General features: G+C 51.8%; 13 protein-coding genes. 4 read left to right on the plus strand and 9 right to left on the minus strand.

Annotated elements, in window-relative coordinates:
* Window positions 1–196: hypothetical protein (locus B2R29_RS13930; RefSeq protein WP_301181627.1), on the minus strand; the 196-nt coding region annotated here is incomplete at its 3' end.
* Between the two features lie 219 nt (window positions 197–415).
* Here B2R29_RS13930 and B2R29_RS13935 point away from each other — a divergent pair.
* Window positions 416–757 carry an HPF/RaiA family ribosome-associated protein gene (locus B2R29_RS13935; protein ID WP_301181628.1) on the plus strand — a complete coding sequence of 114 codons (342 nt, stop codon included), beginning with the start codon at window positions 416–418 and terminating at the stop codon, window positions 755–757.
* Window positions 758–810: 53 nt separating this feature from the next.
* Here B2R29_RS13935 and B2R29_RS13940 read toward each other — a convergent pair whose 3' ends face one another.
* The 6 genes from B2R29_RS13940 to bioB all read right to left on the minus strand — a co-directional run bounded on the left by B2R29_RS13940 (window position 811) and on the right by bioB (window position 7759).
* The gene (locus tag B2R29_RS13940) at window positions 811–1404 is read right to left on the minus strand and encodes a TetR/AcrR family transcriptional regulator (protein WP_068439156.1); all 594 of its coding nucleotides are present in this window, start codon (window positions 1402–1404) and stop codon (window positions 811–813) included.
* Between the two features lie 155 nt (window positions 1405–1559).
* Window positions 1560–3350 carry an acyl-CoA dehydrogenase C-terminal domain-containing protein gene (locus tag B2R29_RS13945; protein WP_301181629.1) on the minus strand — a complete coding sequence of 597 codons (1791 nt, stop codon included), beginning with the start codon at window positions 3348–3350 and terminating at the stop codon, window positions 1560–1562.
* A 123-nt stretch (window positions 3351–3473) separates the two neighbouring features.
* Entirely contained in the window at window positions 3474–5279 is a 1806-nt protein-coding gene (locus B2R29_RS13950) for an acyl-CoA dehydrogenase C-terminal domain-containing protein (RefSeq protein ID WP_301181630.1), read from the minus strand.
* A gap of 230 nt (window positions 5280–5509) precedes the next feature.
* Window positions 5510–6334, minus strand: a complete 825-nt coding sequence (locus B2R29_RS13955) for a putative metalloprotease CJM1_0395 family protein (protein ID WP_301181631.1) — start codon at window positions 6332–6334, stop codon at window positions 5510–5512.
* 17 nt (window positions 6335–6351) lie between these two features.
* Window positions 6352–6603 carry a flagellar basal body rod C-terminal domain-containing protein gene (locus tag B2R29_RS13960; RefSeq protein ID WP_068439164.1) on the minus strand — a complete coding sequence of 84 codons (252 nt, stop codon included), beginning with the start codon at window positions 6601–6603 and terminating at the stop codon, window positions 6352–6354.
* Window positions 6604–6706: 103 nt separating this feature from the next.
* The gene (bioB, locus tag B2R29_RS13965) at window positions 6707–7759 is read right to left on the minus strand and encodes a biotin synthase BioB (RefSeq protein WP_301181632.1); all 1053 of its coding nucleotides are present in this window, start codon (window positions 7757–7759) and stop codon (window positions 6707–6709) included.
* A gap of 39 nt (window positions 7760–7798) precedes the next feature.
* Here bioB and B2R29_RS13970 point away from each other — a divergent pair, with 39 nt between their 5' ends.
* From B2R29_RS13970 to B2R29_RS13980, 3 genes are read left to right on the plus strand one after another with little or no spacing between them, the layout of a single operon-like run.
* Entirely contained in the window at window positions 7799–8530 is a 732-nt protein-coding gene (locus tag B2R29_RS13970; protein WP_301181633.1) for a ComF family protein, read from the plus strand.
* Between the two features lie 54 nt (window positions 8531–8584).
* Window positions 8585–9559, plus strand: a complete 975-nt coding sequence (locus B2R29_RS13975) for a serine/threonine protein kinase (RefSeq protein WP_301181634.1) — start codon at window positions 8585–8587, stop codon at window positions 9557–9559.
* 10 nt (window positions 9560–9569) lie between these two features.
* Window positions 9570–10073, plus strand: a complete 504-nt coding sequence (locus tag B2R29_RS13980; RefSeq protein WP_301181635.1) for an outer membrane beta-barrel protein — start codon at window positions 9570–9572, stop codon at window positions 10071–10073.
* A 173-nt stretch (window positions 10074–10246) separates the two neighbouring features.
* Here the strand turns inward: B2R29_RS13980 and B2R29_RS13985 are convergent, their stop codons facing one another.
* Both B2R29_RS13985 and B2R29_RS13990 read right to left on the minus strand, forming a co-directional pair.
* Window positions 10247–11608: a DUF1329 domain-containing protein gene (locus B2R29_RS13985; RefSeq protein ID WP_068439174.1), complete on the minus strand. Its 1362-nt coding sequence runs from the start codon at window positions 11606–11608 to the stop codon at window positions 10247–10249.
* 32 nt (window positions 11609–11640) lie between these two features.
* Window positions 11641–13533: a DUF1302 domain-containing protein gene (locus tag B2R29_RS13990; RefSeq protein WP_297531189.1), complete on the minus strand. Its 1893-nt coding sequence runs from the start codon at window positions 13531–13533 to the stop codon at window positions 11641–11643.
* Between the last annotated feature and the right edge of the window lie 15 nt (window positions 13534–13548).

Genomic DNA, 13548 nt, shown 5'->3' on the forward strand with positions numbered 1-13548 from the left:
AGTAATTAGACAGGCGGGTGTGAGTGACGCGGCCTTTTTTATAGGCACGATACAAAGATAACAATGCCTGAACGCCTTCCACCATAGCCCAGCGATCGCGCCGGAAACGCCAGCGTATCCACAAGCTGTTGGCATCTTTATTGATCAGGCTGTCATCAAGGTCAAAGAAAACGACCGGGACATCATAGACCTTCATTCTGTCCTCCTTTGACACAAAGACTACCATACAGCGGCTATGACCATAGCGTCCCGATTGTAAAGGCACGAGCACAAAGAGACTTCATAAATGTGACAAATTACATTTTGCCACGTTTCGAGGATTGACCTGAATCACCACAGGCGTAGTGTAAATAGTCCATCCTTAATCAAGACGGTGCATTAAAGCGACGTCTCGCCACTGTGAAAAGGAGCGACTATGAAAGGTTTGGAAATTTCTTTCCGTGATATCGAACACTCTGACGCTATTGAGTACCAGATCCGCGAAAAAGCCAGCAAGCTGGCATCCCGCTACGATGAAATTACAGGAATTCGAGCCGTTGTTGGCTTACCCCACAATCATAGCCACAAAGGGAATATTGCCCATATCTCTCTAGAGGTCGGACTGCCGGGTGAAACCGTCGCCATCACTCACGACCATCATGACAAGTCCGAACACGAAAATATGTATGTTGCACTGCGCGATGCCTTTGATAAAGCGCAGAGAAAAATCGGCAAGATTCACAATAAGCGCATCGATAATAAACGCAGGGTTCATTAATTCGCCAACAAAAAAGGGGCCTCACGGCCCCTTTTTGTTTCACCAGCCGCCTTTTACAGCTTACCGCTAAGCAGTACCTGAAGCAGACCCGGCCGTGAAAGATCGGCATAGAGAGAGGCTAGCTCTTCCGGGCTTTCGTTAAAGTCTTCACGAATCCAGCGGACAATAACCGCAAATGACGCACCCGCCAGATAATCGATGACGTAGTGAATACGACTGTTGCTGGCAATATTGAGCTTGTGTGCCTCAATGTAGCGTTCGATAGTACGACCCACATAGGTTTTGAACTCGTTCAACAGGATCGCTTCGACATCTTCAGCCACCAAGAGCTTGGCTACTTCAGAGTGCAACTGCCATTGACGGAACATCAGCACCGCGATCTCAGGGTCGACGTTCGGAGAGCGGGTCAGAATCGGGTCAATCTGTTCAGCAAACTCAAGAAACATCTGCTCAATGTAATAACGCAGCAAGTCGTCCTTCGAGCGGAAGTGCAGATAGAATGTCGGCCGGGCTACACCTGAGTGCTCACAGATGTTTGCTACCGATAGCTTCGAGTATGGTTTCTCTGCCATCAGCTTAAGCAATGTATTAACTAACAGGCGGCGAGATCGTTCTACCCGTTTATCCAGTTCCTTCGCAGCGGCCACAGCGCCCCCTACAGATTGGTGAGTTTTTCTTATAAATATACAGATTGGCGTAAGTGTACATGAACTTATCAATGGGAAGAAGATGGCCTGACACTTCGGGCACAAAAAAACCGCCCGAAGGCGGTTTCTTTACGCTCATACTGACAATGTCAGTATCAGGCAGTCTCGAACATCTCGTCGTCCAGACCATAAAGTGACTCAGCACCACCCTTAACAGTTGCAGACAGACCAATGTAACGAGGCAGCAGACGCTTAACGTAGAAACGTGCAGTCTCCACTTTCGCCTTATAGAAGCTGTCGTCCTGCTTAGGCAGAGCAACAACCGCCATCTTCGCCCACATGTAAGCGTACGCCGCGTAGCCAAAGACGTGCAGGTATTCAACAGACGCCGCACCGATCTCGTTCGGATTGCTCTGAGCCTGATCGATAACCCACTGAGTCAGGTCAGACAGATTTTCCATCGCTGCCTTCAGAGGCTCGATGAACTCAGCCGCCGCTTCGTTACCCGCCTGTGACGCAACAAAGTCGTTAACGTCCTGCTCGAACACTTTGTACAGAGAGCCGTTAGTACCGACAATCTTACGACCCATCAGGTCAAGCGCCTGAATGCCGTTTGTACCTTCGTAGATCTGAGTGATACGCAGGTCACGAACGTGCTGCTCCTGACCCCACTCACGGATGAAGCCGTGACCACCGAAGATTTGCTGACCCGCAATCGCGCTCTCCAGAGCTACGTCTGTCATGAACGCTTTCGCAACTGGCGTCAGCAGAGCAACCATCTGCTCAGCGTGCTTCGCCTGATCTGCATTGTCGCTGTACTTAGAAGTATCCAGCCACGCACCTACGTAAGTAGAAAACGCACGCCCCGCTTCGTTGAAGGCACGCATGGTCATCAGCATGCGACGAACATCAGGGTGTACGATGATCGGGTCAGCGGCTTTGTCTTTTGCCACAGCACCAGTTGGAGCACGGCTCTGAATACGGTCACGAGCATACGCCACGGCGTTCTGGTAAGAGTTCTCGGCAACGCCCAGACCTTGGATACCCACACCCAGACGCTCGTAGTTCATCATGGTGAACATGCACGCCAGACCTTTGTTTTCTTCGCCTACGAGCCAACCTTTCGCACCGTCGTAGTTCATTACACAGGTCGCCGAACCTTTAATACCCATCTTGTGCTCAATCGAACCACAAGAAGCAGCGTTACGCTCGCCCAGAGAACCATCTTCGTTCACCATGAACTTAGGTACCAGGAACAGAGAGATACCTTTAGGGCCAGCTGGAGCATCCGGCAGCTTCGCCAGCACGAGGTGGATGATGTTTTCCGCCATGTCGTGCTCACCCCAAGTGATAAAGATCTTGGTGCCAGTAATATCGTAAGAACCGTCAGCGTTTGGCTCAGCCTTGGTACGGATAATACCCAGGTCAGTACCGGCGTGAGGTTCGGTCAGGTCCATCGCACCAGACCATACGCCTGAGTACATGTTTGGCAGGTACTTCTCTTTCAGTTCCTGAGAGCCGTGAGCATTCAGAGACAGGCATGCGCCAGCAGTCAGCATAGGTGCCAGACCGAACGCCATGTTAGAGCCCTGAACCATCTCTTCAACCTGAGCCACCAGCGTCTTAGGCATACCCATACCGCCGAAGTCAGGGTTACCACCCAGACCGTTCAGGCCCGCTTCAACGTAGGTCTGATAAGCATCTTTGAAACCTGGAGCAGCTGTAACTTCGCCGTCGTTCCAGGTTGATGAATTTTCATCACCATCACGGTTGATCGGTGCAAGAACCTGGCTTGCGATCTTGCCGCACTCTTCCAGGATGGCTTCTGCGGTTTCCATATCTACAGCACCCTGCAGACCAGCGAGAGATTCCCACATTGAACCCGCATCAAAAACTTCATTCAGAACAAAGCGCATATCGCGTAACGGAGCTTTATATTCTGGCATGACTCACCTCATTTAAATTGGTACGGAACGCACATCCGGAGCGTTCAGAGAATTCGATCAAAATAGCTTCGTATATAACACAGAAAAACCGCGCCGTGGCGCGGTTCTTCTTAGTCAGACAAATCAGAACGCGAAGTGTTCAGCGTCCAGATCCATCATGCTGTCAGCGCCGGCAACCATAGCTGCTGCGTGACCTTTGGCGCGTGGCAGTACACGTGCGAAGTAGAACTTAGCGGTCTGAATTTTCGCTTTGTAGAAGTCTTCTTCACTGGTGCCTGCTGCGATAGCATCCTGAGCAACCTTAGCCATACGCGCCCACAGGAACGCCAGGGTCGCGTAGCCAGAGTACATCAGGTAATCAACCGACGCAGCACCGACTTCTTCGCGGTTCTTCATCGCTGTCATACCAATCTTCATAGTCAGGTCGCCCCACTCTTTGTTCACTTCTGCCAGAGGCGCTGCGAACTGAGCCATCTGCTCGTCACCTTCAACAGACTGACAGAACTTGTGGACGATCTTAGTGAAGTTACGCAGAGACGCACCCTGAGTCATCAGTACTTTACGGCCCAGCAGGTCGAGTGCCTGGATGCCAGTAGTACCTTCATAGATACAAGCGATCTTGGTATCACGTACCAGTTGCTCCATACCCCACTCAGCGATGAAGCCGTGACCACCGAATACCTGAACACCCAGGTTAGTCGCTTCGTAACCCGCTTCAGTCAGGAAGGCTTTAGCGATAGGCGTCAGGAAGCCCAGCAGCTCGTCTGCAGCTTTGCGCTCTTCTTCGCTTTCCGCTTTCTTAACGATGTCGTTCTGTTGCGCAGCCAGATACACCAGCGCACGACCACCTTCTGCGAAACACTTCTGAGTCAGCAGCATGCGACGCACGTCTGGGTGAACAATGATTGGGTCAGCTGCTTTCTCAGGCGCCTTAGCACCCGTCAGAGAGCGCATAGCCAGACGGTCTTTCGCGTACGCCAGTGCGCCCTGGAAAGACGCTTCAGCCGCAGATGCACCCTGCAGAGCAGTACCGATACGAGCCGTGTTCATGAAGGTGAACATGCAGTTCAGACCTTTGTTTTCAGGTCCGATCAACCAGCCTTTCGCACCGTCGAAGTTCATCACACAGGTCGCGTTGCCATGGATACCCATTTTGTGTTCGATAGAACCACAGACAACACCGTTGCGCTCGCCCGGAGTACCGTCTTCGTTCGGCAGGAACTTAGGCACAACAAACAGAGAGATACCCTTAGTACCTTCTGGAGCGCCTGGCAGACGAGCCAGTACGATATGTACGATGTTCTCTGCCATGTCGTGTTCGCCAGCAGAGATAAAGATTTTAGAACCAGTGATGGCGTAAGAACCGTCAGCGTTTGCTTCCGCTTTGGTCTTCAGGATACCCAGGTCAGAACCACAGTGTGATTCAGTCAGACACATGGTACCGGTCCACTCACCTGAAACCAGCTTGCTCAGGTAGGTGTGCTTCTGTTCTGGCGTACCGTGCAGGTCCAGAGTGTTCATCGCACCGTGAGACAGACCCGGGTACATGCCCCATGACCAGTTAGATGAACCCACCATCTCAGAGATAACAGTACCCAGAGATTCTGGCAGGCCCTGGCCGCCGTGATCTTCTTCGTGCGCCAGTGAAGGCCAGCCGCCTTCAACGTACTTAGCGTAAGCTTCTTTAAAGCCAGTTGGCGTGGTAACAGAACCGTCATCGTGGCGGGTACAACCTTCGGTATCGCCCACGCGGTTCAGAGGAGCCAGCTCCTGCTCACAGAATTTTGCGCCTTCAGTCAGGATGGCGTCGATCATGTCAGGCGTTGCAACCTCAGCGTAAGCCGGGATGTTTGCGTAATGACCTGGCATATCCAGCAGTTCGTTCATTACAAACTGAATGTCACGGAGGGGAGCTTTATACTCTGGCATAGGGATGACCTCGTTGCCGTTATTTGTTAGCGCAGCTGGGCTGCCTGATTATTATCTTGCGGGCCAAAAGCCCACTAAGACGCAATTTCGATCAGGATATACAATCCAGATTCAAACAAGTGTTTGAAACATACGTTCGCACAATGCAATTGTCAAGCCTGTGAGTGGCGCAACAGAAGGGATTGAGCGCATAGAAATTGAAAAGAAAGGGTTATGACTGATTAAGCCAATCAGGCTTCTTCGTCGAAGAGCGTCCCGGAAGTAGGGAGGCTCGGGGAGCTTATACGCAGGAGTGTTTCATTAATCTGACGCAGCCTGGCGTTGTATTCTGCAAAGCGCTCAGCGACCGAAACAAAGCCTGCATCCTCTTCGTCGCTTTCACTGCCTGACTGCGCTTCACGTGCAGATTCAATCTCTGCACGCATATCATCGCGTTTCTGGTCTCGGAGCTCAGCTTCACTGCTCAACGCCTCCCGCTGCTGTTGCGCAATATCGGCCTGAGCTTCAGCCATTTTCTGCGCAGCCATGACGGCAACCTGACGATCCTGGGCAGACGGTTCCGCAGGTGCCAGCGCAGCGCGGCGAACTCTGGCCATCTTTTCGTAGGTAGCAGACGGGTCACCCGGAACATCTGAGACATCAATACTGACTTCCCCCGATACCGCATACCTCTGACCATCCGGCCCCTTGGTAAAGCTATATGTCGGCGCACTCGCTAACTGACCACCAATGGCCTGATGGGCTCTTTCGTGATTCCGGACTTCGATATCGCGACTTTGCAGCTGACGGATTACATCAGCTTCGTTCTGCTGCTGACGAACATCCGCATCGGATTGCGCAACAGGTGATGGTGCGCGCTCACCCGCCGCTACACCTTCTTGAGTCTCACCCGGTGAAGGGGCTTTACTCTGAGGCAGGGCAATACCTGTACCTGTAGAAGAACCAGCTACGACTTGGGCAGAGCCTTCGTTGCTTTCATTTGGGGGGCTTCTCTCAGCCCGCGAAGAAAACGCGGGCTCAGGAGCGGTGAAGAGTACACCTGACGCTATCTGCATATAACGCCCTCAGGGGATTACGCCTGAGTATCGATAAGAGAACCCAGCTGACGGTCCGCTGCCTGCAATACTTTCGCGTTTGCGTCAGTTGCTTGCTGACCCTGCTTCATGTCTGTCATTGCAGACGCAAGATCTCCGGTACCCTCAACGGGACGTTCAGTGGTCGTCTCAACGACGGTCTGGGCAGCCTTGGCAACCTGCTCGGTTCCTTGACTGACGCCGTATGCTGCGGTGGCGAACGTCGAACCTGCTGTTGATCCTATATTCATAACAACCTCTGCTGAACAAATGTTTCTGATCATTATTTAATCAAACCACAAACAAAAACGCCATCCTGAACAGGATGGCGTTTAGACTGATTTCTTATATAAATCAGTGAGTTTGTGCTGACCGCTGAGAAGCGTCATAAAAAAGATCAGCATTTTGCTCTGGCTGCGCCAATATCTCGTCAAGCTCCTGCGGCGCTTTGGTTACGCGATGCTCTGAATTGATCCCAAGTTTACGGAATAGATCCTGATCCTTGTTAGCCGCCGGGTTAGGGGTCGTCAGTAAGCACTCACCGTAGAAGATGGAGTTAGCCCCCGCAAAGAAGCACATTGCCTGCATTTCTTCAGACATTTCTTCTCGTCCAGCACTCAGACGAACGTGAGACGCTGGCATCATGATACGAGCAACCGCAATCGTGCGGATAAAATCCAATGGATCAAGATCACCTTGAGTTTCCAGCGGAGTACCTGCAACCTTCACCAGCTGGTTAATCGGCACCGAATCAGGGTGTGCCGGGAGGTTAGCCAGCTGAACAAGGAGGCCCGCCCGGTCCTTGTGAGACTCACCCATCCCCAGAATCCCGCCAGAGCAGACTTTCATGCCGGCGTTACGCACGTTTGAAAGTGTGTTCAGACGATCTGAATATGAGCGCGTTGTGATGATCTCGCCATAAAACTCAGGCGAAGTATCAAGATTGTGGTTGTAATAGTCGAGGCCAGCTTCCGCCAAGGCATCCGCCTTTTTGTCATCCAGCATGCCGAGCGTCATACAGGTTTCGAGGCCCAGTTCTTTTACACCCTTAACCATCGCGAGTACGTAAGGCATATCTTTGTCGCGCGGCGAACGCCACGCAGCGCCCATGCAAAAACGGTCTGAACCCGCAGCCTTAGCCGCCTTGGCCTTCTCAATAACCGCCTCAACTTCCATCAGGCGTTCACGCTCCAGCCCGGTGTCGTAGCGTGCGCTCTGAGGACAATACGCACAGTCTTCCGGGCAGGCACCGGTCTTAATCGACAGCAGTGTGCTTACCTGCACTGCGTTCGGGTCATGATACTCACGATGAACGGTCTGAGCCTGAAAAAGCAGATCGTTAAACGGCGTATTCAGTAGCTGCTCGACTTCTTCAACAGTCCAGTCGTGGCGAACAGTGCTCATCATGGTACCCTCAGGTTGGTGTCAGTATCACGGATGATAAAGATGAGGCATAACTGGTCAACCCTGATGAAAATCCGGGGTAACCTCAGTACATTTTTTAATCAGATCTTCGAGTGTGAACTCTGTCTTGAACCCGACGGCAGCAGCACAGGAATTTGCGAGGAGTGTCTGAACCGCCTGCCTTATATGGGGCTGGCCTGCCCTCAGTGCAGCGAAACTGTTCTGACGGAGGGAATGTGCGGTCGTTGCCAACGACGCACCCCGGCCTACGACTACAGCTATTGCTCTCTCAGTTACGAACACCCGCTCCCCCACTGGCTACATCGTTGCAAAGACAAACGCGATACTCGCCAGATCAGCCGCATTCAAACACTTATGCTGATGGCGCATCCTGCCTTTGACCACGAGCCTGACGGCTACCCAGATATCGTCACCTGCATACCGACCACCCACCGACGAAGGTTCTGGCGTGGATTTAATCTGAGTGAAGAACTGGCCAGAGCGGTCGCGAATGATCTCGGCCTTCCATTCCACCCTCTTCTGAAGAAAACGAAGCACCAGGAGCAACGTGGACGTACTGCCAGACAACGAGCCAGCGGTCAGACGGATATGAGCATCGAGACCAATCTCGATCTGGCCGGCAAACACATCCTGATCGTTGATGATGTTATGACCACCGGCAGCACACTGCACGCTGCGGCTGCACTTCTGAAAGAATCCAATGCGCAGAGGGTCGGTGCATGGTGTTTTGCCAGAACACCGAAAACCCGATAAACCCAGCTCACCTTCAGGCATAATACCTTCCAAATTCATGTTCCGGATTCCGCTATGCACGCCTACGCCGACTTAAGCCACGACCTGGTCATGGACGCTATAGAATCACTAGGATACCTCTGCGATGCCCGCGTAATGGCATTAAACAGCTATGAAAACCGTGTATTTCAGGTTGGCATTGAAGATGAGCAACCTTTAATCGCCAAGTTCTATCGCCCGGCTCGCTGGACCGACGAGAGCATCCGCGAGGAGCATCAGTTCCTTCTTTCGCTAGCCGCAGAAGATGTACCGGTGATTGCTCCGATCGAAATAAACAACGAAACCTTATTCACCTACGGCGGATTCCGTTTTGCGCTGTTCCCTCGTCGTGGCGGACACGCCCCGGAGTTAAGTAATGATGACGACCTGGAGCTGATTGGACGCTGGCTTGCACGCCTGCATAATATCGGTGAAACCACACCGTTTATTCACCGTCCGCATATCAACGGCAGTGAAGATATCTCCGCTGCAGCGGAAGCCGTACTCGCAAGCGGTTTAATGCCTGAGGATTATCATGCTGCATACACCTCACTCATCAGAGATATCTGTGCCCATACAGATCAGATCAAGCTTTCAAATCACTCACAGATTCGACTGCACGGCGACATGCACACAGGCAATCTGATTATTCGGGATGAAGATCTCTACCTGGTCGACTTCGATGACTGCGCTCAAGGGCCCGCAATGCAGGATATCTGGATGTTACTCAGTGGCAGCCGTGAGGAACATCGTCAACAAATTATGGTCATAGCAGAAGGCTACAGCATGTTTCGCAGGTTTCCTGCAGAGGAACTCCCTCTGATTGAGACACTGTGTACACGACGAATTGTTCGACATGCCGCCTGGCTGAGCCAGCGCTGGGACGACCCAGCCTTTCCGGTGGCATTCCCCTGGTTTGCATCACACCGCTACTGGTCAGAGCATTTACTGGCACTGCGTGAGCAACTGTCCGCACTGCAAGAAGAACCACTGGCATTACCCGTATTTTAAAGAGGATGTTATGAAAAAGTACCTGATCGCTACCGCCATTTCTGCCGCAACTATTACGACCGTTTCTGCGGAGGAAAATACCCTGCGCAACGCGTTCTATGTTGGTGGCGCCGTGAACCACAACGTCATTGATTCACCCTTCGGCGGAGACGAATTAGACGCCAATGGTTACTCACTGTTTGGTGGTTATAAGTTCGACAACTCGGTTGCCGATTTAATGACATCGGTAGAATTCGGCTACAGCGACACGGGTGATTTTTACAACAGCAATGGTAACGGCGATGAAGATATCAATGGCGTATGGGTAGCTGCCGTTGCAGAAAAATACCTGCCTGAAATTGATCCACGCCTCAGTGTTATTGGCCGTGGCGGATTGGACTTAGGTGACGACGACGGTATTTTCCTCGGCGCCGGCGCTGGCTTCAAAGTTAACGAACAGGTTGGTCTACGTGCAGAGTTTATTAACAAAGATGCATCGTCTGTTTATCAAGTTGGAGCCCTGTTTCATTTCTGAATGACAGATGATCCAGCATAAACAAAAATGCCCGGCACGAACCTTGTTCATGCCGGGCATTTTTTCTGAAAGGACACCGCTTAGGTGAATAAAAAAACTCCCCACCCGCAATGGATGAGGAGCTTTCTTAAATCAGGGAGATAAACCTCCCCGTCAGGTTCGCAGTCGGAGTATCAGCGAACACCGCCACGGCGCAGAGCCGCTGGAGTGTAGTCAGAATAAGTACGCTCAAATTCGTACTGGTAGCCTGATTCTTCTTCGTTATCCAGACCAAGGGCCAGATAGCGGCCTGAGTTCAGGTCGTACAGAGTTTCAATCGCGTACCATGGAACCTTGCGATCGAAGTAGTACATGTTGTGTGACTCAGCCACACGCCACAGTTCGCCACGGCCGTCGTAATGATCGATTTCAGTCGCCTGCCAGGTATCTTCATCGATATAGAAGACACGCTTAGCGTATACATGACGCTGACCATCTTTCAGAGTCGCTGTTACTTTCCACACACGGTGCAGTTCGTAACGAGTCAGATCCTGATTAATGTGACCAGCTTTGACGATGTCGTCATACTTCAGGCTGGTGTCTTTCAGCTGATATGAGTTGTACGGAATGTACACTTCCTGCTTACCTTCTAACTTCCACTCGTAGCGGTCCGGAGAGCCGTTGAACATATCGAAGTTATCTGCAGTACGCAGACCGTCAGACGCGGTACCTGGGCCGTCGTAAGCAACCTGCGGCGCACGACGTACACGACGCTGACCAGCGTTATATACCCATGCCTTACGTGGCTCTTTTACCTGGTCCAGTGTTTCGTGAACCAAAAGAACGTTACCCGCCAGACGCGCTGGAGACAGAACATCCTGCTTAAAGTAAAAGAGAACGTTGTCATCTTTATCCGCCTGGAAATCGACCAGGTTATTACGGAAGGTGAACTCGTCTTTAAAACGAACGACGGTGTAATCACCGTTCACCTGCGGCGTCACCTGACCGATGATACGGCTGACCGAACCACCGCGATATCGCGTAATGTGGTTCCAGATCACTTCAACACCTGTCTGCGGGAATGGGAAAGGCACGCCGAACGTGAAGTTCGCGATACCATTACCGTCATTCAGCAGAGAGGTGTTCACTGCGTTCTTCTTAGTCTCGTCGTAGACGTCCTGAGGGTAAGCCGCTGAACGCACAGTTTTGTACACGGGCATACGGTAGGTATCAGGATACTTCTCGAACATCGCTTTCTGACCGTCGGTCAGATTTGCGGCGTAGTCTTTGTAGTTCTCTGCGGTGATCACGAACTCCGGCTTGTCTCCCGCAAATGGGTTACCAAGACGACCATTCTTATCAACGCTGGCTGCGTCTGTTGCCAGACCGCCCGTCCATGCAGGGATATTACCCTGAGCTTCTTTCACTGCGCCCACTGGAGTCAGTTCTGTACCCAGCTTGGCAGCCTGATCAGCGCTCACACCTGCGTGTGCAGAACCCACCAGCATGGAGAGGGCCGCAGCCGCTCCCCAGGTTTTAAATTGTTTCTTCAACATATTCGGAACCTCTGTGTAACTTGTTCAACTGCTCAGAATGAATATTTAGCAGAAAGACTGATGTTGTCGCGGTCTTTCAACTGGTTATATTTGCCACCCGAGAAGTTAGTGTATGACACGTCTACGGATGTCTGGTTCAGATACAGGAATGACACACCCAGACCTACGGTCAGACGATCATCAATAAACTGAGAACCTGGCTCTGGACCGTAACCCTTGTCGTAAGCAATCGACAGGTTAGGCGTCATATTTACACCCGCGAAGGCGTTGTTGTACGTCAGGCCAGAGCGCAGACGGATACCACCTGACAGCTTGGTGGTGTAACCATCGTCGGTACAGTAGTCCGAGTTCACGTTTGCTGACGTGCCACCAAAGATACAATAGTTAGTATCACCGCCAGGTTCATAGACCCCATCGTTGTTACCAATACCGTAGGCACCTGAGCGGCCATAACGGGCATCATCAGTGTCCGGAAGATCCGGGATGTAGGTCGCGCCGACTTCACCAACGAGCGCCAGACGGTCTGCACCTAACACACGATCAAAGAACATGATGTAGGTTGACTGTGCCTGCCAGATATCAAACTCGTCGTAGCCCTTACCAACTTCACCGTACAGGTCAGCAGCATTACCTGCTTCTTCAGCACGTTGCTGATACAGGCGACTCCACGGAGCACCGTTACCCGCCAGAATCAGCTCAAATGCGTTCCACTGAACTGGCATATCTGGCTTATAACTGATCTCACCCGAGATAGATGCACCACTTGCGGTACTACGCGCAAACGAGACACCCGCAATTTTGATGTCTTCTGGATAAGCGATCTGATACAGCGGACGATACGTGTTATATGAAGCATCTTCATTCACTTCCATATCCGGCGTACCGGTCAGAACACCAAGGCGGTCCTGGTTCGTGATAACACCGTTGATGTATGGAAGGCGGCTATGAATGTTCATGTAGTAGAAACCGAATTCGGTATCACCCAGCGCTTCTGAATACCAACGAACAGCCATACCGTACTGACCACTGTCGCTCGGTTCTTCATCTTCGATCCGCTCTGTTACTGGTGCCACGCGGTTTGCCAGCGGCACACCCGTGTCCACTTCCAGATCGCGCAACGCGAGGATATCGCGTTCATCAGCCGTACCACCCAGAATAACCGGGCCACAACCGTCGGCTACGAAATCAACCGTTGAGAAGAATGTACCGCACGGGTCACTGCGTGTGTGATCCCACTCCAACTGATAGAAAGCTTCCAGAGTGATCTCACCCGTCAGGCCAATCGAGGTATAGAACATGTTGACCGGAAGAAGTCCCTCTTTCAGCTCGGCACCCGGCTTACGGAATGCGGAGGCATCCACTGGGTTAACGCTGTTGATGCCACCCTGAATGAAGGTACTTTCACCCCAGCTAAGAACCTGACGACCAAGACGGAAGGTCACAGGCACGTAGTTGATGTCATAGTCTGCCCAGACAAAAGCATCCAAAAGTTCAGCACCACGACCGGCGGCGTTTTCAGTTTCTTCGTTCAACTGTTTGAACTCAGTGTCCTGATCCATAATCGCGTGATCATAGTAAGCACGGGCACGGAAGAAACCACCGTAGTTGCGGTAGCTCATTTCGAGATCGCCGCTCCACTTGAAGACATTTGTATAAATGTCTCCCTGATCGTAGTTAAGCGTACCGTCGTCGTAGTTGTACGATGCACCGGAGGTGTTCTCTCCAATCGCATTCCCATTACCTGGCATAATCTGAGAGCGGTCACGCTCATCAACACGCCAGCCAATACCATAGGACACTGTGTTTGCCAGCTGAATATTTAACTCGCCAACGTTGTACTCAATTGCTTGAGCTGACGTGACTGCTCCCGCCATGGCCAGAGCCAGCGGAGTCTTTTTAAACATCTGATAAATTGCTTTATTCATGATTTTTATTCTCCG

It is taken from the genome of Thalassolituus sp. UBA3500, from assembly GCF_002377545.1.
GTDB lineage: Bacteria > Pseudomonadota > Gammaproteobacteria > Pseudomonadales > Oceanobacteraceae > Thalassolituus.

Coding starts and splice junctions, on each gene's coding strand:
- B2R29_RS13990 (WP_297531189.1), bottom strand. CDS start 13,533: ATGAATAAAGCAATTTATCAGATGTTTAAAAAGACTCCGCTGGCTCTG.
- B2R29_RS13935 (WP_301181628.1), top strand. CDS start 416: ATGAAAGGTTTGGAAATTTCTTTCCGTGATATCGAACACTCTGACGCT.
- B2R29_RS13955 (WP_301181631.1), bottom strand. CDS start 6,334: ATGCAGATAGCGTCAGGTGTACTCTTCACCGCTCCTGAGCCCGCGTTT.
- B2R29_RS13980 (WP_301181635.1), top strand. CDS start 9,570: ATGAAAAAGTACCTGATCGCTACCGCCATTTCTGCCGCAACTATTACG.
- B2R29_RS13975 (WP_301181634.1), top strand. CDS start 8,585: ATGCACGCCTACGCCGACTTAAGCCACGACCTGGTCATGGACGCTATA.
- B2R29_RS13945 (WP_301181629.1), bottom strand. CDS start 3,350: ATGCCAGAATATAAAGCTCCGTTACGCGATATGCGCTTTGTTCTGAAT.
- bioB (WP_301181632.1), bottom strand. CDS start 7,759: ATGATGAGCACTGTTCGCCACGACTGGACTGTTGAAGAAGTCGAGCAG.
- B2R29_RS13985 (WP_068439174.1), bottom strand. CDS start 11,608: ATGTTGAAGAAACAATTTAAAACCTGGGGAGCGGCTGCGGCCCTCTCC.
- B2R29_RS13970 (WP_301181633.1), top strand. CDS start 7,799: ATGAGGCATAACTGGTCAACCCTGATGAAAATCCGGGGTAACCTCAGT.
- B2R29_RS13960 (WP_068439164.1), bottom strand. CDS start 6,603: ATGAATATAGGATCAACAGCAGGTTCGACGTTCGCCACCGCAGCATAC.
- B2R29_RS13950 (WP_301181630.1), bottom strand. CDS start 5,279: ATGCCAGAGTATAAAGCTCCCCTCCGTGACATTCAGTTTGTAATGAAC.